The organism is Variovorax sp. OV329, assembly GCF_900114785.1.
GTDB lineage: Bacteria > Pseudomonadota > Gammaproteobacteria > Burkholderiales > Burkholderiaceae_C > Variovorax.
In genome coordinates, this window is the sequence record NZ_FOUG01000010.1 from 170829 (window position 1) to 195150 (window position 24322).

24 protein-coding genes and 1 tRNA gene are annotated in these 24322 nt (G+C 69.2%); 19 read left to right on the forward strand and 6 right to left on the reverse strand.

Going from position 1 to position 24322, the window contains the following annotated elements:
* Position 1 precedes the first annotated feature (1 nt).
* Positions 2–1696 carry a DNA repair protein RecN gene (recN, locus tag BM345_RS18155; RefSeq protein WP_093381710.1) on the forward strand — a complete coding sequence of 565 codons (1695 nt, stop codon included), beginning with the start codon at positions 2–4 and terminating at the stop codon, positions 1694–1696.
* 26 nt (positions 1697–1722) lie between these two features.
* A complete protein-coding gene (rapZ, locus tag BM345_RS18160) occupies positions 1723–2592 on the forward strand; it encodes an RNase adapter RapZ (protein WP_093381711.1) in 870 nt (289 codons plus the stop codon).
* Here the strand turns inward: rapZ and mutY are convergent.
* The 3 genes from mutY to mutM form a co-directional block, all read right to left on the reverse strand.
* Positions 2589–3644 (reverse strand): A/G-specific adenine glycosylase, encoded by a 1056-nt coding sequence (gene mutY / locus BM345_RS18165; RefSeq protein WP_093381789.1) that lies wholly within the window; start codon positions 3642–3644, stop codon positions 2589–2591. The genes rapZ and mutY overlap by 4 nt on opposite strands.
* Before the next feature lie 53 nt (positions 3645–3697).
* Complete coding sequence (locus BM345_RS18170) at positions 3698–5656, reverse strand: dynamin family protein (protein ID WP_093381713.1); 1959 nt, start codon at positions 5654–5656, stop codon at positions 3698–3700.
* Positions 5657–5770: 114 nt separating this feature from the next.
* Positions 5771–6586 carry a bifunctional DNA-formamidopyrimidine glycosylase/DNA-(apurinic or apyrimidinic site) lyase gene (gene mutM / locus BM345_RS18175; protein WP_093381714.1) on the reverse strand — a complete coding sequence of 272 codons (816 nt, stop codon included), beginning with the start codon at positions 6584–6586 and terminating at the stop codon, positions 5771–5773.
* A gap of 82 nt (positions 6587–6668) precedes the next feature.
* Between mutM and BM345_RS18180 the strand changes: the two genes are divergently transcribed.
* The 8 genes from BM345_RS18180 (at position 6669) to BM345_RS18215 (ending at position 13022) form a co-directional block, all read left to right on the forward strand.
* Positions 6669–8546 (forward strand): UDP-N-acetylglucosamine--peptide N-acetylglucosaminyltransferase SPINDLY family protein, encoded by a 1878-nt coding sequence (locus BM345_RS18180; RefSeq protein ID WP_093381716.1) that lies wholly within the window; start codon positions 6669–6671, stop codon positions 8544–8546.
* Positions 8546–9043: a lipoprotein insertase outer membrane protein LolB gene (locus BM345_RS18185; protein ID WP_093381717.1), complete on the forward strand. Its 498-nt coding sequence runs from the start codon at positions 8546–8548 to the stop codon at positions 9041–9043. The genes BM345_RS18180 and BM345_RS18185 overlap by 1 nt, the downstream gene beginning before the upstream one ends.
* A 2-nt stretch (positions 9044–9045) precedes the next feature.
* Positions 9046–9918 carry a 4-(cytidine 5'-diphospho)-2-C-methyl-D-erythritol kinase gene (ispE, locus tag BM345_RS18190; RefSeq protein WP_093381719.1) on the forward strand — a complete coding sequence of 291 codons (873 nt, stop codon included), beginning with the start codon at positions 9046–9048 and terminating at the stop codon, positions 9916–9918.
* 30 nt (positions 9919–9948) lie between these two features.
* Positions 9949–10025 (forward strand) — tRNA-Gln (locus tag BM345_RS18195).
* 62 nt (positions 10026–10087) lie between these two features.
* Positions 10088–11059, forward strand: a complete 972-nt coding sequence (locus tag BM345_RS18200; RefSeq protein WP_093381721.1) for a ribose-phosphate pyrophosphokinase — start codon at positions 10088–10090, stop codon at positions 11057–11059.
* A 100-nt stretch (positions 11060–11159) separates the two neighbouring features.
* Positions 11160–11822, forward strand: coding sequence for a 50S ribosomal protein L25/general stress protein Ctc (locus tag BM345_RS18205; protein ID WP_093381723.1), 663 nt, complete (start codon positions 11160–11162; stop codon positions 11820–11822).
* 77 nt (positions 11823–11899) lie between these two features.
* Positions 11900–12532 carry an aminoacyl-tRNA hydrolase gene (gene pth, locus BM345_RS18210; protein ID WP_093381725.1) on the forward strand — a complete coding sequence of 211 codons (633 nt, stop codon included), beginning with the start codon at positions 11900–11902 and terminating at the stop codon, positions 12530–12532.
* Between the two features lie 34 nt (positions 12533–12566).
* Positions 12567–13022 (forward strand): hypothetical protein, encoded by a 456-nt coding sequence (locus BM345_RS18215; protein WP_093381727.1) that lies wholly within the window; start codon positions 12567–12569, stop codon positions 13020–13022.
* Here the strand turns inward: BM345_RS18215 and BM345_RS18220 are convergent.
* Entirely contained in the window at positions 13019–13351 is a 333-nt protein-coding gene (locus tag BM345_RS18220; RefSeq protein ID WP_139237547.1) for a YfhL family 4Fe-4S dicluster ferredoxin, read from the reverse strand. The two genes, BM345_RS18215 and BM345_RS18220, sit on opposite strands and share 4 nt — an antisense overlap.
* 105 nt (positions 13352–13456) lie before the next feature.
* On the opposite strand from BM345_RS18220, the gene BM345_RS18225 reads away from it, so the two are divergent.
* Genes BM345_RS18225 through BM345_RS18255 form a run of 7 tightly spaced genes read left to right on the forward strand, consistent with a single transcriptional unit; the run spans position 13457 to position 20919 of the window.
* Positions 13457–14407 carry an ABC transporter permease gene (locus BM345_RS18225; protein ID WP_093381729.1) on the forward strand — a complete coding sequence of 317 codons (951 nt, stop codon included), beginning with the start codon at positions 13457–13459 and terminating at the stop codon, positions 14405–14407.
* A 1-nt stretch (position 14408) separates the two neighbouring features.
* Entirely contained in the window at positions 14409–15290 is an 882-nt protein-coding gene (locus BM345_RS18230) for an ABC transporter permease (protein ID WP_093381731.1), read from the forward strand.
* A gap of 23 nt (positions 15291–15313) precedes the next feature.
* A complete protein-coding gene (locus tag BM345_RS18235) occupies positions 15314–16309 on the forward strand; it encodes an ABC transporter ATP-binding protein (RefSeq protein ID WP_093381733.1) in 996 nt (331 codons plus the stop codon).
* A complete protein-coding gene (locus BM345_RS18240) occupies positions 16306–17112 on the forward strand; it encodes an ATP-binding cassette domain-containing protein (RefSeq protein ID WP_093381734.1) in 807 nt (268 codons plus the stop codon). Before BM345_RS18235 ends, BM345_RS18240 begins: the two co-directional genes overlap by 4 nt.
* Before the next feature lie 56 nt (positions 17113–17168).
* On the forward strand, positions 17169–18656 hold the full coding sequence (locus tag BM345_RS18245; protein WP_093381736.1) for an ABC transporter substrate-binding protein: 1488 nt from the start codon (positions 17169–17171) through the stop codon (positions 18654–18656).
* Between the two features lie 11 nt (positions 18657–18667).
* A complete protein-coding gene (locus BM345_RS18250) occupies positions 18668–20062 on the forward strand; it encodes an amidase (RefSeq protein WP_093381790.1) in 1395 nt (464 codons plus the stop codon).
* Positions 20038–20919, forward strand: a complete 882-nt coding sequence (locus BM345_RS18255) for an alpha/beta hydrolase (RefSeq protein WP_093381737.1) — start codon at positions 20038–20040, stop codon at positions 20917–20919. The genes BM345_RS18250 and BM345_RS18255 overlap by 25 nt, the downstream gene beginning before the upstream one ends.
* Before the next feature lie 9 nt (positions 20920–20928).
* Here the strand turns inward: BM345_RS18255 and BM345_RS18260 are convergent, their stop codons facing one another.
* The gene (locus BM345_RS18260; RefSeq protein ID WP_093381739.1) at positions 20929–21792 is read right to left on the reverse strand and encodes a LysR substrate-binding domain-containing protein; all 864 of its coding nucleotides are present in this window, start codon (positions 21790–21792) and stop codon (positions 20929–20931) included.
* A 112-nt stretch (positions 21793–21904) separates the two neighbouring features.
* On the opposite strand from BM345_RS18260, the gene BM345_RS18265 reads away from it, so the two are divergent.
* Both BM345_RS18265 and BM345_RS18270 read left to right on the forward strand, forming a co-directional pair.
* Complete coding sequence (locus BM345_RS18265; protein WP_093381740.1) at positions 21905–22303, forward strand: tautomerase family protein; 399 nt, start codon at positions 21905–21907, stop codon at positions 22301–22303.
* A 30-nt stretch (positions 22304–22333) separates the two neighbouring features.
* Positions 22334–23668, forward strand: a complete 1335-nt coding sequence (locus BM345_RS18270) for a tetratricopeptide repeat protein (RefSeq protein ID WP_093381742.1) — start codon at positions 22334–22336, stop codon at positions 23666–23668.
* On the opposite strand, the gene BM345_RS18275 is transcribed toward BM345_RS18270, so the two are convergent.
* A complete protein-coding gene (locus tag BM345_RS18275; RefSeq protein WP_254789795.1) occupies positions 23638–24321 on the reverse strand; it encodes a histidine phosphatase family protein in 684 nt (227 codons plus the stop codon). The genes BM345_RS18270 and BM345_RS18275 overlap by 31 nt on opposite strands.
* Between the last annotated feature and the right edge of the window lies 1 nt (position 24322).

Here is a 24322-nt window from a genome sequence, read left to right on the forward strand (position 1 = left end):
CTTGGCTCTGCGAAGGATCACGCTGCGCGATTTCGTGATCGTGCGTTCGCTGGACATCGACCTGTCGTCCGGCTTCACCGTGCTGACCGGCGAGACAGGTGCCGGCAAATCCATCCTGATCGACGCGCTGCAGCTGGCGCTGGGCAGCCGCGCCGACCCCGGCTCGGTGCGCGAGGGCGCGCAGCGCCTGGACGTAAGTGCCGAGTTCGACCCCGCCCCCTCGCTGGCCGAATGGCTGGACGAAGGCGGCTTCGACGCTGGCGCGGGCGAGTTGCTGCTGCGCCGCACCGTCGACCTGCAGGGCCGCAGCCGCGGCTGGATCAACGGCAGCCCCGCCACCGCCGCGCAGCTGCGCGAACTGGGCGAGCGCCTGCTCGACATCCACGGCCAGCACGCCTGGCAGAGCCTGACACGCCCGGACGCCGTGCGCGGCCTGCTCGATGCCTATGCCGGCGTCAGCGAGGATTCGCTGGAAGCCACCTGGCAAGCCTGGCGCCAGGCGGGTGCCGCGCTCGAATCCGCCCGCAGCGCCCAGGATTCGCTGCTGCGCGAGCGCGAGCGGCTGCAGTGGCAGATCGGCGAACTCGCCAAGCTCGCGCCCGGCACCGACGAATGGGAAGAGCTGTCAGCAAGCCATTCGCGCATCTCCAATGCCCAGGCGCTGATCGACGCGGCCGAGGGCGCGCGCTCGGCGCTCGAGGATGACGAGCAGGGCGCCCTGGTCGCCCTGCATCGCGCCCTGTCGCTGCTGCAGGGCTGCGAGCACATCGAGCCCGAGTTCAAGGCACTGGGCGAAGTGCTGGCCTCCAGCGTGGCGCAGGCCGCCGACGCGGCACACAGCCTGCACGGTTACCTGCGCCATGCGGACACCGATCCGCAGCGCCTGGCCGAGCTGGACGAGCGCATGGGCCTGTGGATGTCCCTGGCGCGCCGCTACCGCCGCACGCCGGAAGAACTGCCGGCCCTGCTGGCCGGCTGGCAGGAAGAGCTCAAGGCCCTGGACGCGGCCAGCGACCTCGACGCGCTGGAACGCGCGGAGCGCAGCGCGCAGCAGGCCTTCATGAAGGAAGCGCGCGCCCTGGGCAAGGCCCGGCAGGCGGCAGCGCCGCGCCTGGCCAAGTCGATCACCGAATCCATGCAGGGCCTGGGCATGCAGGGCGGCCGCTTCGACGTGGCGCTCTCGCCGCTCGCGCAGCCCAGCCGCCACGGCCTGGAAGACGTGGGCTTCCTCGTCAGCGGCCACGCCGGCAGCACCCCGCGGCCCATCGGCAAGGTGGCCTCGGGCGGCGAGCTCTCGCGCATCGCGCTGGCCATCGCGGTGACCACCAGCCGGCTGGGCGAAGCCCAGACGCTGATCTTCGACGAGGTCGACTCCGGCGTGGGCGGTGCGGTCGCCGAGACGGTGGGCCGGCTCATGCAGCAGCTCGGCCAGGACCGGCAGGTGCTGGCCGTGACGCACCTGCCCCAGGTGGCCGCGTGCGCCGATCACCACCTGCTGGTGTCCAAGCGGCCCGCGCAGGAAAAGGATGCGGGGGGCGGCCCGCGCATCGAGAGCAAGGTCGTCACGCTGGAGAGCGATGCGCGCGACCAGGAGATCGCCCGCATGCTGGGCGGCGAGCGCGTGTCGGCCACCACGCTGGCCCATGCGCGCGAGATGCTGGGCAAGCCGGCGGCGCCGGCCAAGGCGCGCGCATGAGCGGCGCGCCTGCAAGCGGTCCAACGATGGAAGTCATCCTCATCACCGGCATGTCGGGCTCGGGCAAGTCCGTGGCCCTGCATGCGCTGGAAGACGCGGGCTACTACTGCGTCGACAACCTGCCGCCCGAGCTGCTCTCGCCCTTCATCGCGCTGGAGCGCCAGCAGCAGGCCCGCCGCGTGGCCATTGCGATGGACGTGCGAAGCGGCGTCTCCTTCCCGCTCATTCCGCAGCAACTGGACGCGCTGCGCCAGGAGGGCGTGTCGCTGCGCTCGCTGTTCCTGGACTCCACCACCGACGCCCTGGTGCGGCGCTTTTCCGAAACTCGCCGGCGCCACCCCCTGTCGCGCCAGGAGGGCGACGAGGACGCACCCGAGCGCCATCGCGCCCTGGTGCAGGCCATCGAGCTGGAGCGCGAACTGCTCGCCGACCTGCGCGACGGTGCCGACATCATCGACACCAGCATCATCCGGCCGGCCCAGCTGCAAAGCTACATCAAGGACCTGATCGCCGCGCCGCAGAGCTCGCTGACGCTGGTGTTCGAATCCTTCGCCTTCAAGCGCGGCATTCCGCTGGACGCCGACTTCGTCTACGACGTGCGCATGCTGCCCAATCCGCACTACGTGCCGGCGCTGCGCCCACTCACCGGCCGCGACGCGCCGGTGGCCGACTGGCTGCGCGAGCACGACGAGGTGCTGCGCATGTACGAGGACATCGAGAGCTTCCTTGCGCGCTGGCTGGATGCGCTGGCACGCGACCATCGCAGCTACGTCACGGTGGCCATCGGCTGCACGGGCGGGCAGCACCGCTCGGTGTTCCTGGTCGAGCAGCTCACGCGCACCTTCGAGAAGCGCTGGGCGGCGCTCAAGCGGCACCGCGAGCTGCACGACCTCTAGGCGCCTGGCGGCTCCGAGAGAAGCTTGCGCACCGGCGCGGGCAGGCCCAGGCCGGGCCAGGCTTCGGACGCGAACCAGGCGCCCTGCGCCGAGGCTTGCGCATTCTTCTTCGCCGACCACAGCACCGGATGCAGGTGCAAGTCCTTGTGGGTCAGCACGTGAAGGAAGGCTGGTGCGTCGTGCAGGTCAGCCTCGTCTGGCAACGCCGGCATGCCGGCAACCAGGGTCTCGCGGCTGTCGAAACAAGGCAGGCAGTACAGCCCGGCCCAGATGCCTTTGGCAGGGCGCTTTTCCAGCCAGACGCGGCCGGCCGTGTCGCGTGCCACCAGCATCCAGATCGAAGCCGAGCTGCGCCGCAGCTTGCGGGTCTTGACCGGAAAGCGTTCCTGCTCGCCCAGCGCCTTCGCCTTGCAATCGGCGGCCACCGGGCACAGCAGGCAGGTGGGCTTGCGCGGCGTGCAGATGGTGGCGCCCAGGTCCATCACGCCCTGGGTGTAGGCCGGCATGTCCGCTTCGTCGCCCTCAGGCGGCAGAAGTTGCGTGGCCAGGTCCCACAGCGTGCGTTCGTTGGCGGCGGAGGCCAGGTCGGCATCGAAGCCCAGGAAGCGCGTCAACACGCGCTTGACGTTGCCGTCCAGGATGGCGACGCGCTCGCCGAAGCAGAAGGAGGCGATCGCGGCCGAGGTCGAGCGGCCGATGCCGGGCAGCGTTTCCAGCTGCGCGGCGGTGGGCGGAAAGCGACCACCGAATCGCGACACCACCTCCTGCGCGCAACGGTGCATGTTGCGCGCCCGGCTGTAGTAGCCCAGGCCGCTCCACAGGCCCAGCACCTCGTCCTCGTGCGCCGCGGCCAGATCGGCCACCGTCGGGAAGCGCTCGAGGAACCGGTCGAAATAGCCCAGCACGGTGCTCACCTGGGTCTGCTGCAGCATGACTTCGGACAGCCACACGCGGTAGGGATCTCGCGTGTTCTGCCAGGGCAACTCGCTGCGCCCGTGGCTGCGCTGCCAGCGCACGACTCGCGACGCGAATCCGGCCAGGGCCAAGGGAATGGCGGCAGGCGGCGCCGCCCTGACCCGCGGCGCCCGGCCGTTCGGGGCGGTACTCAAGCGACGCGCAGTTCGGGACGGGTGCCGGTGGGACCGGCGTCCTGGCTGGTCATGAGCGAGGTCAGCTCCTGCAGGCGCTCGCCCAGCTCCTTGAGCGCGGCTTCCTGTGCGGAGATCTCGGCCAGGCGCTCATCGAGGCCGCCGGCGGCGCTCTGGATGCGCTCCACCGACTCGATGCGCCGGCCGAAGTTGCGGCGGCGCTCCTTGAGCTGCGCGTCGAGTTGCGCGCCCGCGCCCTTGCTCCAGCGCTCCACCTCGGTCATGGCAGCCTCGTTGACCACGCGCAGCCGGCTGGCCAGGGCCCGCACCAGCTTGTCGCAGAACTCGGGTTGCGCCAGCTTGAGCAGGTTGCCCACGCCCAGGTACTGCAGGTGGCTCTGCTCGATCTGGCTGAGCTGCTTGACGAAGCCGGTCAGGTCCGGCTCGGCCGGCGCCAGCAGCGTGAAGCCATGTTCGGCATTGAGCTGGCGGAAGGTGGCGTTGAGCATGGCCTGGATCTCGGCCGTGGTCTCCTGCACCTCGCGCAGGTTGCCGCGCAGGGCGTCGAAGGTCTCGCCGTAGGTCTTGCGCACGGCCAGCTTGATGCCGGGGCGCTTGAGCGCGGCGGCCAGCTTGGCCATGTCGGCCTTCAGCGCCGTGCTGCCCAGCACCGCGTACACCTCGCGCAGCAGCTTGCTCTGCACCGAGCGCAGGGCCAGGATGCGGGCATTGCTGCCTTCGAACTCGGACTGCTCGCTCTCGATGCGCGAGCGCATGTGGCGGATCACGCTGGAGTTCTTGCCGCGCAGGCCTTGCAGTTCCAGCGCCTGCTCCGACAGGTCGCGTGCGCGCACCTTCAGGATGCGCTCGGCCTCGGTGCGCAGCGCGCCGATGCCGTTGTTGATGGCCAGGCGCAGCACGGTCTCGCGCTTGCCCAGCAGGCCTTCGCCCAGCACTGCCTCCAGTGCCGGCAGGCGGCTGGCCTGCAGCAGCGGCATGTCGCGCCTGATCTTGGCCTGCAGGCCCTTCTGGGCAGACACGGGCAGCACATGCTCCAGCGGAACGTCCAGCACCTTGGCCGACGCCTTGCACTGGCGGTCGATCTGCTTCTCGACTTCGCTGGGGCTGTTCAGGATGTCCCACAGCGTGTCGATCTTGTTGAGCACGACAATGCGGGTGTCCTTGTGATCGCCCTCGGTGATCAGGTGCTCGCGCCAGATCGACAGGTCCGAGCGCGTCACGCCGGTGTCGGCGCCCAGGATGAACACCACCGCATGCGCCTGAGGAATGAGGCTCACCGTCAACTCGGGCTCGGCGCCGATGGCGTTCAGGCCCGGGGTGTCCAGGATGACCAGGCCCTGCTCGAGCAGCGGGTGCGGCATGTTGAGCACCGCATGGCGCCAGCGAGGGATTTCCACGCGGCCCTGGCTGTCGGGCGAAGGGTTGTCCTCGGGGCTGTCGTCGCTCCAGAAGCCCAGCTCGCGAGCGCGCTCCAGCGGCACCCATTCGACCTCGGCCACCATGTGCATGGTCTGGGCCAGGGCCTCGGCGTTGTGCACGTCGATGGGCAGTTCGGTCCAGCGCTCCTTCTCTTCGCGCCAGTGGTAGAGCGAGTGCGGCTCCAGGCGGGTCTCGATGGGCAGCAGGCGCAGGCTGGGTGGCAGGGCCGGGTCGTAGCCCAGCTCGGTCGGGCACATGGTGGTGCGGCCGGCGCTGGCGGGCATGATCCGGCGGCCGTAGCCGGCGAAGAAGATGGCGTTGATCAGCTCGGACTTGCCGCGCGAGAACTCGGCGACGAAGGCCACCATGACCTTGCTGGTGCGCATCTGCGACTCCAGCTCGCGCAGGCGCTCGCCGACCGCCATGTCCAGCAGGTCGTTCTCGCGCAGCCACCCGCTCAGCCACTTGAGCCGATGGGCAAAGTTGCGTCGCCACGCGCCGTGCTGGTCGAATTGCTGGTTGAAGGAGCGGGTCAAGGTCGAGAATGTAAATGTCGACTTACAAATATTAGCACCCGCTCCAGCCTGCGTCCCCATCAATGCGAGCCAATGTGGCCGAATCGTTGCACAGACACCCAAACGGCCAGTCTGCTAGTACTTTTGGCAGTGTGGGCAAAAGAAGGTGGAGCGCTGTCCCTGGCGCAACTGGCGGATGGCCGTGCCGCACACCCGGCAGGGCTCGTCGGCGCGGCCATAGACCATCGCCTCCAACTGGAAGTAGCCGCCCTGCCCGTCCACGTTGGAGAAGTCGCGCAGCGTGCTGCCGCCGCGCTCCACCGCGCGCGCCAGGATGGTCCGCACCGCCTCGCGCAGCCGCGCCGCCCGCGGCCGGCTGATGCGCGAGGCCGACAGGGTGGGCCGGATGCCGGCGGCGAAGAGCGCCTCCGACGCGTAGATGTTGCCCACGCCCACCACCAGGTCTCCCGCCAGCAGCACCTGCTTGATGGGTGCCCGGCGCTCGCGCAGGGCGGCATGGAAGTGGTCGAGGTCGAAGTCCTCGCCCAGCGGCTCCACGCCCAGGCCGCCCAGCAGCTTGATGGCGCCGGGCGCGTGCTCGTCGTCGGCGTAGACCACGGCGCCGAAGCGGCGCGGGTCGTTCAGGCGCAGGGTGCCGCGGCTGGTGACCAGGTCGAAATGGTCGTGCTTGCCGGCCTCGGGCAGGTGGTCGGCAAAGCGCAAGCTGCCCGACATGCCCAGGTGCAGCATGAGCAGGCCCGAGTCCAGGTCGACCAGCAGGTACTTGCCGCGCCGTCGCACCGTACGCACCTGGCGGCCCGCCAGCGCAGCCGGATCGATGCCCAGGCCCCAGCGCAGGGGCTTGCCCAGGTGCACGGCCTGCACCTGCGCGCCGGCGATGCGATCGGCAAAACCGAGGCGCGTGACTTCGACTTCGGGTAGTTCTGGCATGAGGGAAGGCTTGCAGCGCGCCTGCCGCGCCCGGATGGGCCCTTGCAATCGTCGCCAAAGTTGCTTGGATTATTATGGTCCGATGACCTTTCCGCCCCGCCGACTCCGCCTTGCGGCGGTCGCGTTGCTCGCCCTCAGCGCCTGCGCCTGTGCATCCCTCGACCCCTCGGCGCAGTCGGGTTCTTCAGCCAGCCCTGCACCGCCCGCCGCAGCCGCGCCGGCCGCTTCCGCACGCCCCGCTGCGCAGCAGCAGGCCGTGGCTGCGCCAGCGCCCCAGGGACCGCCCGCCGCGCCTCCTGCCAAGCCGGCCGACCCCGAGGCCGTGCCGTCGGCCATGACGGCGCAGGTCTTCTACGAAGTGCTGGTGGGCGAGCTCACATTGCGCTCGGGTGATCCGGGCGCCGGCTATGCCCTGGTGCTCGATTCGGCCAAGCGAACGCGCGACCCGCAGCTCTTCCAGCGCGCCACCGAGATCGCCCTGCAGTCGCGCTCCGGCGACGCTGCGCTGATGGCCGCCCGCGCATGGAAGCAGGCCCTGCCCGACTCGCGCGACGCGCGCCGGCTGGAACTGCAGATCCTGATCGCCATGAACCGCCTGGCCGAGACCGCCGAGCCGTTGCGCACCGAGATCGCCGCCACGCCGCAGGTCGAGAAGCCGGTGCTGATGAACGTGATCGCGCGCAACTACTCGCGCGCCACCGACAAGAAACTGGCCGCCTCGGTGGTCGAGCAGGCTCTGTCGGACGAGCTCAAGGCCCCGGCTACCGCCGCCCCGGCCTGGGCCGCCATCGGCCGGGTGCGCCTGGCGGCGGGCGACAGCGCCGGCGCCATGGATGCCGCGAAGAAGGGCCTGCAGGCCGACGCCACCGCCGAAGCGCCCGCCGTGCTGGCACTCGAACTGATGGACGCCAACCAGGCAGACGCCGAGGGCTTGATCAAGGCCTACCTGGACAATCCCAAGGCCAGCCCCGAGGTGCGCATGGGCTACGCCCGCGAACTCGCGCAGGACCGCCGCTATGCCGAATCGAGCGCCCAGCTGACGATCCTGACGCGCCAGCAGCCCGAACTGCCCGAGCCCTGGCTGCTGCTGGGCACCCTTCAGGCCCAGGCCAAGCAGGACGCCGCCGCCGACACCTCGGTCAAGCGCTACATCTCGCTGGTCGAGAAGCAGGCGGACACCGATGAGCGCGGCCGCGCCCTCACGCAGGCCTACTTCGTTCTCGCGCAGACGGCCGAGCGGCGCAAGGACTTCCCGGCCGCCGAGGCCTGGCTAGCCAAGATCGACAACCCCGAAGACCTGTATGCCACCCAGTTGCGCCGCGCTGCGCTGCTGGCGCGCCAGGACAAGCTGGCCGAAGGCCGCGAGCTGATCCGCGCCCTGCCTGCCACAACGGCCGACCAGCGGCGCCAGAAGCAGCTGGCCGAGGTGCAGCTGCTGCGCGACGCCAAGCGCTACCAGGAGGCCTACGACCTTCTGGCGCAAGCCAGCGCGGCGGCCCCGGAAGACGGCGACCTGATCTACGACCAGGCCATGGTGGCCGAGAAGCTCAACCGCATGGACGACATGGAGCGCCTGCTGCGCCGCCTGATCGTCATGAAGCCGGACAACCAGAACGCCTACAACGCCCTGGGCTACTCGCTGGCCGATCGCAAGGTGCGCCTGGACGAGGCCAAGACGCTGATCCAGAAGGCGGTTCAACTGGCCCCGGACGACCCCTTCATCGCCGACAGCCTTGGCTGGGTGGAGTTCCGCATGGGCAACAACCAGGAGGCCACCCGCATCCTGGAGGCCGCCTACAAGCAACGGCCCGACCCCGAGATCGCGGCGCACCTGGGCGAAGTGCTGTGGAGCAGCGGCCAGCGCGACCGCGCCATGGTCGTCTGGAAGGAAGCCGTGAAGGCCGACGCCGAGAACGAGACGCTGCAGGAAACCCTCAAGCGCCTGCGCGTCAAGCCGTGATGCACCGCCGCGCCGCACTGGCGGCGAGCGCCGCTGCGCTCCTGACCCTCCTGGCCGGCTGCGCCCAGGTCGGCAGCACCGCGCCCGCCGACGCGGCGACCGGCCATTGGAGCGGGCGCATGTCGCTGCGCGTGGACAGCGCGCCGCCGCAAAGCTTTTCCGCCTTCTTCGACCTGCGCGGCAACCCGCGCGCCGGCGAGCTGCAGTTGACCAGCCCCATCGGCAGCACCCTGGGCCTGGCCCGCTGGACGCCGCGCGAAGCCACGCTGCAGACGGGCTCGGACATCCGTCAGTTCGACTCGGCCGAGGCCATGATCGAGGCGGCCACGGGTGCTGCCATTCCGCTGGACGCCCTCTTCGCCTGGCTGGACGGGCGCCAGCAGGCCGTGCCCGGCTGGCGGCCGGACCTGAGCCAGGTGCAGGCCGGACGGCTGCAGGCCGTGCGCGAATCGCCCACGCCCACCGCCGACCTTCGCATCGTCTTCGAGCGGCCCTGAGCATGAAGGCCCTCTACGACCTGGCCGCGCCGGCCAAGCTGAACCTGTTCCTGCACATCACCGGCCGCCGCGCGGACGGCTACCACCTGCTGCAGTCGGTGTTCATGCTCGTGGACTGGTGCGACACGCTGCACGTGGAACTGCGCAGCGACGGGCAGCTTTCTCGCGAGGACCTCACCACGCCGCTGCCGGCCGACGACCTGGTGCTGCGCGCAGCGCGTGCGCTGCAGGCGCTCGCGCCCGCTGGCATGGGCGCGCACATCGGCGTGGCCAAGCGCATTCCGGCGCAGGCAGGCATGGGCGGCGGATCTTCCGATGCCGCCACCTGCCTGCTGGCCCTGAACCGCCTGTGGAAGCTGAAGCTGCCGCTGTCCAGGCTGGAAGAACTGGGGCTCGCGCTGGGCGCGGACGTGCCCTTCTTCCTGCGCGGCCACAACGCCTGGGTCGAAGGCATCGGCGAGCAGATCACGCCCATCGAACTGCCCACCGCTGCCGAGGTGGTGGTGGTCAAGCCCGAGGCGGGCCTGGACACGAAGTCGATTTTTTCTGCAGCCGATCTGGAGCGCTCCACAAAGACTGCTATACTCTCTGGCTTTGCTGCATACAGTGCACAAGGAACTGAACAGATGTTCGGTTTCGGGCGCAACGACCTGCAGCCGGTCGCGCAAAGGCTCTGCCCCGCCGTCACCCACGCCATCGATTGGCTGGGCACCAAGGGACTCAGCGCCAGGATGACCGGTTCAGGTAGCGCGGTGTTCGCGGCAAGAACGCAGGAAACGGATCTGTCCGATTTGCCGCAAGGCTGGGCAGCACGTCAATGCAAAATTTTGTCGGTCCATCCCCTGGCCGGGTGGGCAGACAGCGACAATTCATAGGTCGCCGGAGATTGTTCCGGTGTCCCGTGTAGGGGAGTCGCCAAGCTGGTTAAGGCACTGGATTTTGATTCCAGCATGCAAAGGTTCGAATCCTTTCTCCCCTGCCAAATTTCTCGACCTGACCCACGAAGGCCCGAAAGGGCCGTTTTTCGCTTTGCCGGGACTCTAAATGCAGGCTCCACATCCTGATTTCATGGTTTTCACCGGCAATGCCAACCCGGGTCTTGCCGCCGAGATCGCCCACAACCTGGGCACCTCGCTGGGCCAGGCGCGTGTAGGCCGCTTCTCCGATGGTGAAGTCACCGTCGAGATCAACCAGAACGTGCGTGCTCGCGACGTGTTCGTGGTGCAGTCCACCTGCGCCCCGACCAACGAGAACCTGATGGAACTGCTGATCATGGTCGACGCGCTCAAGCGCGCATCGGCCGAGCGGATCAGCGCCGTGATTCCCTACTTCGGCTATGCCCGCCAGGACCGCCGCCCGCGTTCCAGCCGCGTGCCGATCTCGGCCAAGGTGGTGGCCAACCTGCTGCAGACGGTGGGCGTGAGCCGGGTCCTGACCATGGACCTGCATGCCGACCAGATCCAGGGCTTCTTCGACATCCCGGTCGACAACATCTATGCGTCGCCGGTGCTGCTGGGCGACCTGCGCGCCAAGAACTACGAAGACCTGATCGTGGTCTCGCCCGACGTGGGCGGCGTGGTCCGCGCCCGCGCGCTGGCCAAGCAGCTGAACACCGACCTGGCCATCATCGACAAGCGTCGCCCGAAGGCGAACGTGAGCGAAGTGATGAACGTCATCGGCGAGATCGACGGCCGCAACTGCGTGATCATGGACGACATGATCGACACGGCCGGCACGCTGGTGAAGGCGGCCGAGGTGCTCAAGGAGCGCGGCGCCAAGAAGGTCTATGCGTATTGCACGCACCCGATCTTCTCGGGCCCGGCCATCGAGCGCATCACGCAGTCGGCACTGGACGAAGTGGTGGTGACCAACACCATCCCGCTGTCCGACAGCGCCAACGTGTGCGGCAAGATCCGCCAGCTGTCCGTGGCACCGCTGATCGCCGAGACGGTCCAGCGCATTGCCAAGGGCGATTCGGTCATGAGTTTGTTTTCGGACCAGGACAACCTGTTCTAAGACAGGGGTCGGGTCCGGACCAAGAGCGGGCTCCCTTCGAGGGAGCCCTTTTTTCAATCGGCGCCGCACTGGTCGCGGTCGGCGTCACTAGGAGTCAGCTATGAAATTCGTCGCTTTTGAGCGCGCCAAGCAGGGTACGGGTGCGAGCCGCCGTCTGCGCATCTCGGGCAAGACGCCCGGCATCGTCTACGGTGGTTCGGGCCAGCCGCAACTGATCGAACTCGATCACAACGCGCTGTGGCACGCCCTCAAGAAGGAAGCCTTCCACTCGTCCATCCTCGAGATGGACCTGGGCGGCGCCGTGAGCAAGGTCCTGCTGCGTGACGTGCAGTACCACCCCTACAAGCAGCTCGTGCAGCACATCGACTTCCAACGCGTCGACGCCCGCACCCGCCTGACGGCCAAGATCCCCCTGCACTTCAAGGGCGAGGAAGAGTCCGAAGCCGTGAAGCTGCAGCACAACCTGGTCAACCACGTGATGACCGAACTGGAAATCAGCTGCCTGCCGGCCGACCTGCCCGAGTTCATCGAAGTCGACCTGTCGAGCCTCACCGCCGGCGCCACGCTGACCGTCAAGGACGTGAAGCTGCCCAAGGGCGTGAAGTTCGTGCCCCACGGCAACAAGGTGAACCCGGTGGTCGTGTCCGCCGTGGCCCCGAAGGTGGAAGAAGAAGCCGCTCCCGCTGCCGAAGGCGCTGCTGCAGACGCAGCCGCTCCGGCCGGCAAGACGGCTGCCAAGCCCGCCGCCAAGGGCAAGAAGTAATCAGCGTTCCAGCAACGCGACTCAAGACAGACGGCCCGCCATGCGGGCCGTTTTTCTTTGTTTTTCCATAATTGCGCATGATCAAGTTGTTCGTCGGCCTCGGCAATCCAGGCCCGGAGTACGAAGCCACGCGGCACAACGCGGGCTTCTGGTGGATCGACGAGCTCGCGCGCGAGCTCAAGGTGAGCCTGGTCCCCGAGCGCAGCTACCACGGCTTCGCGGCGCGGGCCAACGTGGGTGGCCAGAGCGTGTGGCTGCTGCAGCCGCAAACCTTCATGAACCTCTCGGGCAAGTCGGTGGGCGCCCTGGCGCGCTTCTTCAAGATCGCACCGGAAGAGATTCTGGTGGTGCACGACGAGTTGGACGTGCTGCCGGGCCAGGCCAAGCTCAAGTTCGGCGGCAGCCATGCCGGCCACAACGGCCTGCGCGACATCCATGCGCAACTGGGCACGGGCGACTACTGGCGGCTGCGCCTGGGCATCGGTCATCCGGGCACCAAGTCCGAAGTGGTGGGCTGGGTGCTGAAGAAGCCGCTGCGCGAGCATCGCGAGGCCATCGACGAGGCCATCGTGCGCACGCTCAAGGCCGTGCCTGCGCTGGTGGCGGGTGAAATGGAGAAGGCGACGTTGCTGATTCACACCAGCAAGCCGCCCCGGCCCAAGCCACCGCGCAAGGACCCTGGCGAAGGACCGCCGCCAGAGTCAAACTAGCAGCATCCATCAAAAAAAGGACAGGGAGGAATGGATGCCGCGGCTGTCACCGCTTTGCATCGCATGGGGCTGCGCGGCCCTGGCGATGTCGCACACCATCGCTTTCGCAGCGCCGCAGGTCTGGCGCTGCGCCGGCAACAGCTACTCTGACAGGCCCTGCGAGGGCGGTCGCGAGTTCGACGCCAACGCATCGCCGCCAACGGTCGATCAACGCCGCCAGGCCGACGAGGGCACGCGCAAGGACCAGGCGGCCGCCACGCGCATGCAGCGCGAGCGCCAACAACTCGAGGCGCAGCAGGGCCAGAACGGCGCCGTGGTGATCGGCCCCGCGCCGCGCGACACCGCCAAGCCCGCATCGCCGGCCACGGTGCTGAAGCCGTCGAAGAAGAAGAAGGCCGAGAAGCCGGATACCTTCGCCGCCAGCGGGCCCGACCCGAAGCAGGCGACCAGAAAGAAGAAGCCCGGCAAGTCGCCGGAGGGCGCCGGCTAGATTTCCGCCGTGGACGGCGGTGGCGCTTCAGGCGAAGGCTTGCCGCCTGCGTCCTCGGCCGCCGCGCGCGCGCTGGCCGCCTTCGCGGCCGCCAGGCGCTCGAACCGCTCCCACAGTGTCTCGCGCGTCTCGACGTGCGCAGGGTTCACCGGGATGCAGGCCACCGGACACACCTGCACGCACTGCGGCTCCTCGAAGTGGCCCACGCACTCGGTGCACTTGCGCGGGTCGATCTCGTAGATCTCCTCGCCCATGTAGATCGCGTCGTTGGGGCACTCCGGCTCGCACACATCGCAGTTGATGCATTCGTCGGTGATCATGAGGGCCATGCCCGGATTATCCCAGGCAGCGCTTCCGGGCGCGGCGCGCCTGGGCCAAGGCCCCACCGCCCGCAGGCGGCGCCGTCCGGCACAGGTTATGCTGCGCCCCGCCCTATGAGTCTGTTCCTGTTCAAGCGCATCCTGACGCTGATCGCCACCTTGATTGGCACTTCGGTCATCGTCTTCCTGGTCCTGGAGATCCTCCCCGGCAACGCCGCCCAGATGCTGATGGGCCCCGACGCCTCGCCCGAAGCGGTGGCGGCGCTGGCGGCCAAGCTCGGCCTGGACCAGCCAGCCTGGAGCCGTTACTGGCATTGGGTGAGCGGCCTGCTCACCGGCGACCTGGGCAACAGCTACGCCTACGGATCGCCGGTGATCGACCTGGTGCTCGAGCGCCTCGCGCTCACCATTCCGCTGGCGGTGATCGCGATGGTCTTCACCACGGTGCTGGCGCTCATCGTCGGCGTGACCGCCGCGGCCAAGCACAACCAGCTGGGCGACGTGGGCCTGATGAGCCTCACACAGGCGGGCATCGCCATTCCGAACTTCTGGTTCGCCATCCTGCTGATCCTGGTGTTCTCGGTGGAACTGCAGTGGTTCTCGGCCGGTGGCTTCGACGGCTGGAGCGAGGGCATAGGCGCCGGCCTGAAGGCGCTGCTTCTGCCGGCGCTGTCGCTGGCGGTGGTGCAGGCTGCCATCCTGGCACGCATCACCCGCTCGGCCGTGCTGGAGGTGATGCGCGAGGACTTCGTGCGCACCGCGCGTGCCAAGGGCGTGTCGCAGCGCGCGGTGCTGTGGGGCCACGTGCTGCGCAACGCGATGATCCCCGTGGTCACCGTGATGGGCCTGCAGTTCGCCGAGCTGCTGGCCGGCACCATCGTGGTCGAGCGCGTGTTCTACCTGCCGGGCCTGGGCAAGCTGATCTTCGACTCCATCGCCAACCGCGACCTGATCGTGGTGCGCAACTGCGTGATGCTGCTGGCCGTCATGGTGGTGGTCGTCAACTTCGTGGTCGACCTCCTCTATGCCCTCATCGACCCGCGTCTGAAGGCGAGCGACATCTGACATGAGCAGCCTTCCCGCCACCCTTCCTTCCGTCTCCGCGCCGCCGCTGCCGGGCTTCTGGCGCCGCGCCCTGCGCCACCGCAGCTTCGTCATCGGCGCGGTGCTCAGCGCGCTGCTGGTGCTGGCAGCCGCCGTCTCCTACGCGTGGACGCCCTGGTCGCCCTACGACATGGACATGGCCAACAAGCTGCGGGGCCCGAGCGCCGCGCACTGGCTGGGCACCGACGTGTTCGGCCGCGACGTGGCATCGCTGCTGCTGGTGGGCGCGCGCGCGTCCATCCTGGTGGGCGTGATCGCGGTGGGCATCGGCCTGGTGGTGGGCACCGCCCTGGGCCTGCTGGCCGCGGCGAGGCGCGGCTGGGTCGAGGAAGGCATCATGCGCCTGACCGACTTCACGCTGGCCTTCCCCGCCATCCTGTCGGCCATCATGCTCACGGCCGTGTTCGGCGCGGGCATCGTCAACGCGATCATCGCGATCGGCATCTACAACATCCCCACCTTCGCGCGCATTTCGCGGGCCTCGGCCAACGCAGTGTGGTCGCGCGAGTACGTGGCGGCGGCGCGGGCCTGCGGCAAGGGCTCCTTCGCCATCACGGTGCAGCACGTGCTGCCCAACATCTCGGCGGTGCTGATCGTGCAGAGCACCATCCGCTTCGCCATCGCCATCCTGGCCGAGGCGGCGCTGTCGTACCTGGGCCTGGGCACGCAGCCGCCGCAACCGTCATGGGGCCGCATGCTGGCCGAGGCGCAGACCATGATGTGGCAGGCGCCGCTGCTGGCGGTGTTTCCCGGCATGGCGATCGCGTTCGCGGTGCTGGGCCTGAACCTGCTGGGCGACGGCCTGCGCGACCTGCTCGATCCGCGCCTGGCACGCGCACGCTGAACCTCTCTTCACTTCCCCACGCAATGGCATTGCTAGAAGTCAACGACCTGCACATCCGCCTGCAGACGCAGCGCGGCCCGGCCGACGCGGTGCGCGGCATCAGCTTCGCGCTGGAGCGCGGCCAGACGCTGGGCATCGTGGGCGAATCGGGCTGCGGCAAGTCGATCACCGTGCAGTCGCTCATGGGCCTGCTGCCCTCCACCGCCAAGGTGAGCGGCAGCATCCGCTTCGACGGCCAGGAACTGGTGGGCCTGCCCGAGCGCGCCATGTGCGGCATCCGCGGTGACCGCATCGGCATGATCTTCCAGGAGCCCATGACTGCCCTGAACCCGGTGCACACCATCGCGCGCCAGGTGGCCGAGCCGCTGCGCCTGCACCGAAAGCTGTCGGCCGCCGACGCGCGCAAGGAAGTGCTGGCGCTGCTGGAGCGCGTGGGCATTCCCGACGCCGCCTCGCGCCTGGACGCCTACCCGCACCAGTTCTCCGGCGGCCAGCGCCAGCGCATCGGCATCGCCATGGCGCTGGCCTGCGGGCCCGACCTGCTGATCGCGGACGAGCCGACCACTGCCCTGGACGTGACCATCCAGAAGCAGATCCTGGAGCTGATCCAGGGCCTGGTGGCCGAGCGCGGCATGGCGCTGATCCTCATCTCGCACGACCTGGGCGTGATCGCGCAGAGCGTGTCCAGGATGCTGGTGATGTACGGCGGCAGCATCGTCGAGAGCGGCCCCACCGCCACCGTGTTCGCCGACCGCGAGCATCCCTACACCCAGGGCCTCTTCGCCGCCCGGCCTGCACTTGGCGCACCGCGTGGCCAGCGCCTGGCCACCATCCGCGGCAGCGTGCCCGAACTGGTGGACCTGCCGCCTGGGTGCCCCTTCGCCGGCCGCTGCGCCTTCACCGCCGACGCCTGCCAGGCCATCCGTCCCGAGGCGACGCAATTGGCGCACGGCCACGAGGTGCGCTGCATCCGCCTGGAGGCCGTGCGCGAGGCTGCGCTCGACAAGGCGCCTGCATGACGACACCTCTCCTGGAAGTCACCGATCTCGTACGGCACTACACCCTGCCGCGCGAGAGCCTGTTCACGCCGCCGCCGCAGGTGAAGGCGCTCAACGGCGTCAGCTTTTCGCTGCAGGCCGGCCGCAGCCTGGGCATCGTGGGCGAGTCGGGCTCGGGCAAGTCGACCATCGCCCGGCTGGTGATGGCGCTGGACCAGCCCACCGCCGGCAGCGTGAAGCTGCTGGGCCGCGACCTGCACCGATTGCCCCGGGAAGAACTGCGCCTGGCGCGGCGCGATGTGCAGATGGTGTTCCAGGACCCCTACGGCTCGCTGGATCCGCGCCAGACGGTGGAGCGCATCGTGGCCGAGCCGCTGGCGGCCCTGGCCGGCAGCTCGCGCGCCGAGCAGCGCGAGCGGGCGGCCGAATCGCTGGCCGCGGTGGGCCTGCGCAGCACCGACCTGCACAAGTACCCGCACGAGTTCTCCGGCGGCCAGCGCCAGCGCATCGCCATCGCGCGGGCGCTCATCACCCGGCCCAAGCTCATCGTGGCCGACGAGCCGGTGAGTGCGCTGGATGTCTCGGTGCAGGCCCAGGTGCTCAACCTCATGCAGGAACTTCAGCAGGAGTTCGGCGTCAGTTACCTGCTGATCAGCCACGACCTGGCGGTGGTCAACCACCTGTGCGACGAAGTCTGCGTGCTGCACCGCGGCCTGGTGGTCGAGCGCGGGGCGCCCGCCCGGCTTTTCGCGCATGCGCAGCACCCCTACACCCAAGCCCTGCTGGCGGCCGTTCCGCGTGCCGAACCGCCCGTGCCGGCCTGAGTTGTTGTAACGTTATTGTTTCGAATCATTCATTCCAACCGTCCCGGAGTTCCTTCATGTTGAAACGCCGCACCCTCCTGACCACCGCCGCGCTGAGCAGCCTGCCCCTGGCCGTGCCCAGCGCCTTCGCGCAGGCCAACAAGAGCGCCATGGTGGTGGGCATGACCCTGGAACCGCCGGGCCTGGACCCCACCGCCAACGCCGCCGCGGCCATCGGCGAGATCGTTCTCTACAACATCATGGAGACGCTCACCAAGATCAACGCCGACGGCAAGGTCACGCCGCTGCTGGCCGAAAGCTGGGAGATCTCCCCCGACCTGCGCACCTACACCTTCAAGCTGCGCAAGAACGTCAAGTTCCAGAACGGCGAGCCCTTCAATGCTCAGGCCGTGAAGTTCTCCTTCGACCGCGCCGGCGGCGAGAAGAGCACCAACAAGGACAAGCGCACCTTCGCCAACCTGAGCACGCAGGTGGTGGACGAGCACACGGTGGTGCTGATCAACAAGGAGATCGACCCCGACCTGCCCTTCCTGCTGGGCCAGCCGACGGCCGTGATCGTCGAGCCCAAGAGCGCCGACGGCAACGCCGCGACGCCCGTGGGCACCGGCCCCTACACGGTGCAGAACTGGGTGAAGGGCTCCTCGCTGATCGTCACCGCCTGGGACGGCTACCGCAACGCCTCGGCCATCAAGCTCAAGCGCGTCACCTTCCGCTTCATCTCCGACTCGGCCGCGCAGGCCACGGCCCTGCTGGCCGGCGACGTGGACGCTTTCCCGCGCTTCAACACGCGCGCGGTTGCGCAGTTCAGGAACAACTCGCAGTTCCAGGTGATCCTGGGCGGCTCGCGCGCCAAGACCATCCTGGCCTTCAACAGCAAGAAGAAGCCGCTGGACGACGTGCGCGTGCGCCGCGCCATCGCGGCCGCCATCGACCGCAAGGCGGTGATCGCCGGCGCGGCCGACGGCTTCGGCGTGCCCATCGGCAGCCACTACGTGCCCGGCGCGCCCGGCTATGTCGACACCACGGGCGTGAACCCCTTCGACCCCGAGAAGGCCAAGAAGCTGTTGGCCGAGGCCGGCATCAAGACGCCGCTGGAACTGACCATGACCGTGCCCCCGCCGCCCTATGCGCGCCAGGGCAGCGAAGTGATCGCGGCCATGCTCGCCAAGGTGGGCATCAACGTGAAGATCCAGAACGTGGAATGGGCCCAGTGGCTCAGCAACACCTACGGCGGCCCGCACAACTACGACCTGACCATCGTCTCGCACGTGGAGCCCTTCGACCTGGGCAACTACGCCAAGCCGGACTACTACTGGGGCTACCAGTCCAAGGAGTTCGACGCGGTCTACAACAAGATCATGTCCACCGGCAACGAGGCCGAGCGCAACAAGCTGTTGGGCGACGCGCAGAAGATCCTGGCGCAGGACGCGGCCAACGGCTACCTGTACCAGCCGCAATTTCCGATCGTGGCCAAGAAGGGCGTCAAGGGGCTGTGGACGGCGATGCCGATCTTCTGCAACGACCTGTCGACGATGAGCTGGTGAAGAACGGCGAACTGCACGGCCTGGGTGTCGCGGAACTGGTCCGCGGCTACGCCCAGGGGGCGCTGTCGCCGGTCGAGGTGACGCAAGCGGTGCTCGACCGCGTCGAGAGCTGGGAAGGCCGGCTGCAGGCCACCTGGCTGCTGCGTCCGGGCGAAGCACTGGCCCAGGCCCAGGCGTCCGAGGCGCGCTGGCGCCAGGGGGCGCCCCTGGGCCCGCTGGACGGCGTCCCGGTGACCATCAAGGAAAACATCGCCACCCGCGGCGACCCGATGCCCGCGGGCACGGCCGCAGTCGACCTGGCGCCGGCGGCGGCCGACGCGCCGCCGGCCGCGCGCATGAAGGAGACCGGCGCGGTCTTCTTCGCCAAGACCACCATGCCCGACTACGGCATGCTGTCCTCGGGGCTGTCGAGCTTCCACCGGCTGGCGCGCAACCCCTGGGACCTCAGCCGTACGCCGGGCGGCTCCAGCGCCGGCGCCGGTGCGGCCACCGCCGCGGGCTACGGGCCGCTGCACCTGGGCACCGACATCGGCGGCTCGCTGCGCCTGCCGGCCAGCTGGTGCGGCATCTTCACGCTCAAGCCCAGCCTTGGCCGCATCCCGATCGACCCGCCCTACATGGGCCGCGCTGCCGGCCCGATGACGCGCACGGTGTCCGACGCCGCGCTCGCCATGCAGGTGCTGGCGCAGCCCGACGCCCGAGACAGCATGAGCCTGCCGGCGCAGGACATCCCCTGGCAGGACTTCGACGTCGAGCCCGGCCACCTGCGCGGACTGCGCATCGGCCTGCTGCTCGAAGCAGGCTGCGGCCTGCCGGTGGAGCCGGAGGTGCGCGAGGCGGTCGAGCAGGCCGCGCGCGCACTGGAAGCGGCCGGCGCCATCGTCGAGCCCATGCAGCCCTTCATGACGCAGGCCATGCTCGACGGCATGGACCACTTCTGGCGCATGCGCTCCTTCGTGGACATGAAGGCCCTGCGGCCGGAGCAGCGCGAGCGCGTGCTGCCCTACATCCGCCATTGGGCCGAGAGCGCCGCGGGCTTCGGCGGCGACCACGTGTTCCGCGCCTTCAGCCAGTTCCACGCGACCCGCGTGGCCACGGTGCAGGCCTGCGCGCGCTACGACTACGTGATCTCGCCGACGTCGCCCAACCTGCCTGTGGCCGCCGAACTGCCCTCGCCGACCAACGACCCGCTGCGGCCGCTGGAGCACATCGGCTTCACGGTGCCCTTCAACATGTCGGAGCAGCCGGCCGCGTCCATCAACTGCGGCTACAGCAGCGAGGGCCTCCCCATCGGCCTGCAGATCGCCGGCCAGCGCTTCGACGACCTGGGCGTGCTGCGCGTGTCCCGCGCCTTCGAGCAGATCCGAGGAGCCCAGCACCCATGGCCCGAGCCACCGCAATCCTGAGGCAGGCCTTGCGCCGGCCCGAGGTGCAGAGCCAGCTGTTCCGCCTGGCGCTCTATGCCTCGGGTGCCACCCTCGGCAGCTTCACCGCCTACTGGTCGATCCTGGCGGCGCGCCAGGGCGACATCCTTTTCAACGCGCGGCGGCTGCCGGTCGTCCACCTGTCGGAGGCCTTCTCCACCTACTCGCATGTGGTGCCCGGCGGCATGGTGCGCGGCTATGTCTACCACCCGCAGGGCGAAGAGGCGCTGACCGACCTGTTCGTCTACTTCGCAGGCCGCAGCGAGGACGTGCGGGCCACCGCGCAAGCCTTGCACTGGCTGCCCGCAGGCTTCGGCTTCGCGGCCGTGAACTACCGCGGCGTCGCCGATTCCGAAGGCCACCCCTCGGAGATCGCCTCGGTGCAGGATGCCAACCGGCTGGTGCATCACCTGCGCCATGCCTTCCCGCAGGCGCGGCTGCACGTGGTCGGGCGCAGCCTGGGCACCGGCGTGGCGATCCAGCTGGCGGCGCGGCAGGACTTCGCCAGCCTGCAGCTGGTGACGCCCTACGACTCGCTGCTCGAAGTGGCCAAGCGGCGCTTTCCGCTGGTGCCGCTGTCGCTGCTGCTGCGCCATCGCTTCCACTCGCTGTCGCACTGCAAGGACGTGGCGGCCAAGACGCAGGTGCTGCTGTCCGAGACCGACGACGTGGTGCCGCACGATCGCTCGGCCCGGCTCATCGAGGCCTGGCCCACGCCGGTGAGCGTGGAAACCATCCCGGGCACGAACCACCACGACATCATGCATGCCGAGGAGACCTGGCTGCGCCTGGTGGATTTCGCGCTGACCTCGATCCTCCCCGAATCGAAGTCGGCCTGAGGCCGGCTGCTAGTGCAGCAGCAGTTGCTGCGCCAGCAGTTCGCGCACGCGCGTCACCAGCTCGGCCTCGCCCCGGCGCGGCGGCATGAAGTGGAAGTCCACCTTGGGCAGCGCCGGCAGGCCGTGCGGCGAGGGCAGCAGGGCCACGCCCTCGGCCAGCGAGGACTCGTTGAGGCAAGCCACGCCCAGCCCCGCCGCCAGGGCCGACTGCAGTCCGGCCACGCCCGAGGCCACGTGGGCCACGCGGTAGTCCACGCGCCGCTTGCGCAGCAACTGCTCGGTGAACTGGCGCAGCGAGCAATCATCCGGCAGCGCCAGCAGCGGCAGGGGTTCGCCGCGCGGCAAGCGCTCCCACTCGGGCGCGGCCATCCAGGCCAGGCCTTCACGGCGCAGCGCCTTGGCTTGGCGTGTCGCACTGCCGGCCACCTGCATCGACAGGCCGATGTCGATCTCGCCGCTCGCATGCAGGGCCTCGACCTCGCTGCTCTTCTTGATGCTCACGTTGAGCCGCATGCGCGGATGGCTTTGCGCCAGCCGCGCCAGCAGGCGGGTGAGTTCGCCGGGACGGAAGTAGTCGGTGACCGCCAGCCGCAGCTCGCCCTGCAGCGACTCGCCGCGCAGGTCGCGCAGGGCCTCGTCGGCCAGGGCGACCAGTTGCTGCGCATGCAGGCGCAGCCGGTCGCCCGCGGCCGTGGGCAGCACGCCCGCCTTGCTGCGCGACAGCAGGGACTGTCCGGCCGATTCCTCCAGCTTGCGCATCTGCTCGCTTACGGCCGATTGCGAGAGGAAGACGCGCGGCGCGGCGGCGGTCAGGCTGCCCGCATCGAGCACCACGAGGAAGGTGCGGAGCTGGTCGAGGTCGAGTCGCTGCATGGCCTATCCATCCGATAAATCGATGGCACACATCTTATCTTCCCGCTTTTCCGATGACTCCATTGTTCCCACAATGACCCCATCGCCAACCCGATCCCTTGAGGAGAACACCATGCCCCATGTCGTCATCCATCTCTCCGGCACGCCCGATGCGAAGCTGACCCGCCAGGTGGTCGAGCAGGTGAACGCGCTCACGCAGGAGCTGCTGGACAAGAAGCTGGAGGTGATCGCCGCGACGGTGCAGTACATCCCCTCCGAGCAGTGGTTCATTGGTGGAAAGACGCTGGCCGAACTCGGCAAGTCCGCCTTCCACCTGGACATCAGCATCACCGACGAGACCAACACCAAGGCCGAGAAGGCCCGCTACCTGCGCGCGGTGTTCGAGGCGATGGCGCGGCTGCGGCCCGACCTGCACGAGGTGTCTTACGTGCACCTGATCGACGCCCGAGCCGCCGCCTACGGCTACGGCGGCCGCACGCAGGAATACCGGCACCAGCAGGCCGGCGTGTAGGCCCTTGCAGGCGGCGGCAGAATAGGCCGCATGCATGCACAAGACAGCCTGGGCAACACGCTGAGCCTGGACGATGGCGCGAGCCTCGGGCCGGTGAACGACTTCGTGGAAGGCTTCATCTCCAGCGAGGCGCGCGCCGCCAACGTGCTGGCCGCCGCACAGGACACCAGCCCCATCGTGCAGGCGTACTGCGCAGCGCTGCACCTGTTCGCCGAGTCACGCGACGCGGTACCCAATGCCCTGCCCTTCCTGCGCCGCGCGCAGGATGGCGCCGGGCGGGCCACGCCGCGCGAGCAGCGCTTCATCGCCGCCGTCGCCGCCTGGGCCCAAGGCGACATCCGACGCGCGATCGCGTTGCACCAGGAGCAGGCGGAGGAATTCCCACGCGACCTGGCCTCACTCAAGCTGGGCCAGTACCACGCCTTCAACACCGGCGACTGCCCCGGCATGCTGCGCCTGGCGCTGGCCGCACTGCCTGCATCCGGCGACGTGCCCTACGTGCACGGCATGGCCGCCTTCGGCTACGAGCAGTGCCACCTGATGCGCGAGGCCGAGGCCAGCGCCCGCCGCGCCATCGCCATGCGCCGCAAGGAGCCCTGGGCGCACCATGCGCTAGCCCACGTGATGCTCACCGAAGGGCGGCTCACCGAGGGCCTGGACTTCATGCAGGACGTGAGCGAGACCTGGACGGGCCTGAACTCCTTCATGCTCACGCACAACTGGTGGCACGTCGCGCTCTTCCTCATCGACCTGGGCCGCGACCCCGACGCACTGGCGGTGTACGACCGCCAGGTGTGGGGCGTGGAGAAAGGCTACTCGCAGGACCAGATCGGCGCCGTGTCGCTGCTGGCGCGGCTGGAGCTGGCCGGCGTCGCGGTGGGCGAGGCGCGCTGGAACGAACTGGCCGGGTATCTGGCCGAGCGCACGCAGGACCAGGTGCTGCCCTTCCTCGACCTGCAGTACCTCTATGGCCTGGCCCGTGCCGGCCGGCCCGAGGCCGACACCTTGCAGCGCAACATCGAGGCCTTCGCACCGGCAGCGCCGCCATCTGTGCGCGACGCCTGGCAGCGGGTGTGCGTGCCTGCCGCCCGCAGCCTGCTGGCGCATGCGCGGGGCGAGCACGCCGAGGCCGTTGCGGGCCTGGGCGCCGCCCTGCCGCACCTGGTGGAGATCGGTGGCAGCCACGCGCAGCGCGACCTGTTCGAGCAGATCTACCTCGATGCCTTGGTGAAGAGCGGCCAGCCGATGCTGCTGTCCAGCGCCCAGGGCCTGCTGCAGCGCCAGCTCAACGGCCAGCCGCAGTCTCACCGCCTCGCGCGGCAGGCCGATGCGGTCTACGCGGCGCTGGGCTTGCCGGCCAGGTAGCGCTTCTGGTCGTAGGTGGGCTGGGCGGGCAAATCCTGCAGGTGCCGCGTGTCGGCCCAGTCGACGATCTCGATGGCTTCGGGCGCGCTTGCATCGGCGATGCGGATGCGGTTGAAGCCCGCGTTGGGAATCTCGCTCTGGCGCGGGCCGTTCAGGCCCAGGCCGCGCGCGGTGCGCCACACCATGTCGAGTGCACCGCCGTGCGTGAACACCAGCACCGTCTGGCCGTCGTGCGCCTGGGCGATGCGCGAGAGCGCGTCGATGATGCGGGTGTGGAACTGCCGCGCCGACTCGCCATTGGGCATGGCGTTGTGTTCCTGGAACTTGAGCCAGTCTTCCCAGGCGCGGGGATGCTGCGCCTGGATCTCGTCGGCCCGCATGCCCTCCACCGCGCCGAAGTGCTGCTCGCGCAGGCCGGCGTCGATGTTCACGGCCAGCGACAGCTGCAGCGAGGTGGGCGCGGCCGTCTGCTGGCAGCGCATCAGGTCGCTGGAGACCAGGTGCTGCGCCTTCTCGCGCGCCATGCGCAGGCCCAGCCGCCGGGCCTGCTCGTGGCCCATGTCGTTGAGCGGAACGTCGATATGGCCCTGGAAGCGCAGCTCTCGGTTCCAGTCGGTTTCGCCGTGGCGGATCAGGATGAGTTCAGTGGACATA

Bases quoted from the DNA above. Each gene is read 5' to 3' on its own strand.
- rapZ (WP_093381711.1), top strand. From the start codon at position 1,723: ATGGAAGTCATCCTCATCACCGGCATGTCGGGCTCGGGCAAGTCCGTG.
- mutM (WP_093381714.1), bottom strand. From the start codon at position 6,586: ATGCCAGAACTACCCGAAGTCGAAGTCACGCGCCTCGGTTTTGCCGAT.
- BM345_RS18180 (WP_093381716.1), top strand. From the start codon at position 6,669: ATGACCTTTCCGCCCCGCCGACTCCGCCTTGCGGCGGTCGCGTTGCTC.
- BM345_RS18185 (WP_093381717.1), top strand. From the start codon at position 8,546: ATGCACCGCCGCGCCGCACTGGCGGCGAGCGCCGCTGCGCTCCTGACC.
- ispE (WP_093381719.1), top strand. From the start codon at position 9,046: ATGAAGGCCCTCTACGACCTGGCCGCGCCGGCCAAGCTGAACCTGTTC.
- BM345_RS18200 (WP_093381721.1), top strand. From the start codon at position 10,088: ATGCAGGCTCCACATCCTGATTTCATGGTTTTCACCGGCAATGCCAAC.
- BM345_RS18205 (WP_093381723.1), top strand. From the start codon at position 11,160: ATGAAATTCGTCGCTTTTGAGCGCGCCAAGCAGGGTACGGGTGCGAGC.
- pth (WP_093381725.1), top strand. From the start codon at position 11,900: ATGATCAAGTTGTTCGTCGGCCTCGGCAATCCAGGCCCGGAGTACGAA.
- BM345_RS18215 (WP_093381727.1), top strand. From the start codon at position 12,567: ATGCCGCGGCTGTCACCGCTTTGCATCGCATGGGGCTGCGCGGCCCTG.
- BM345_RS18220 (WP_139237547.1), bottom strand. From the start codon at position 13,351: ATGGCCCTCATGATCACCGACGAATGCATCAACTGCGATGTGTGCGAG.
- BM345_RS18225 (WP_093381729.1), top strand. From the start codon at position 13,457: ATGAGTCTGTTCCTGTTCAAGCGCATCCTGACGCTGATCGCCACCTTG.
- BM345_RS18230 (WP_093381731.1), top strand. From the start codon at position 14,409: ATGAGCAGCCTTCCCGCCACCCTTCCTTCCGTCTCCGCGCCGCCGCTG.
- BM345_RS18235 (WP_093381733.1), top strand. From the start codon at position 15,314: ATGGCATTGCTAGAAGTCAACGACCTGCACATCCGCCTGCAGACGCAG.
- BM345_RS18240 (WP_093381734.1), top strand. From the start codon at position 16,306: ATGACGACACCTCTCCTGGAAGTCACCGATCTCGTACGGCACTACACC.
- BM345_RS18245 (WP_093381736.1), top strand. From the start codon at position 17,169: ATGTTGAAACGCCGCACCCTCCTGACCACCGCCGCGCTGAGCAGCCTG.
- BM345_RS18255 (WP_093381737.1), top strand. From the start codon at position 20,038: ATGGCCCGAGCCACCGCAATCCTGAGGCAGGCCTTGCGCCGGCCCGAG.
- BM345_RS18260 (WP_093381739.1), bottom strand. From the start codon at position 21,792: ATGCAGCGACTCGACCTCGACCAGCTCCGCACCTTCCTCGTGGTGCTC.
- BM345_RS18265 (WP_093381740.1), top strand. From the start codon at position 21,905: ATGCCCCATGTCGTCATCCATCTCTCCGGCACGCCCGATGCGAAGCTG.
- BM345_RS18270 (WP_093381742.1), top strand. From the start codon at position 22,334: ATGCATGCACAAGACAGCCTGGGCAACACGCTGAGCCTGGACGATGGC.
- BM345_RS18275 (WP_254789795.1), bottom strand. From the start codon at position 24,321: ATGTCCACTGAACTCATCCTGATCCGCCACGGCGAAACCGACTGGAAC.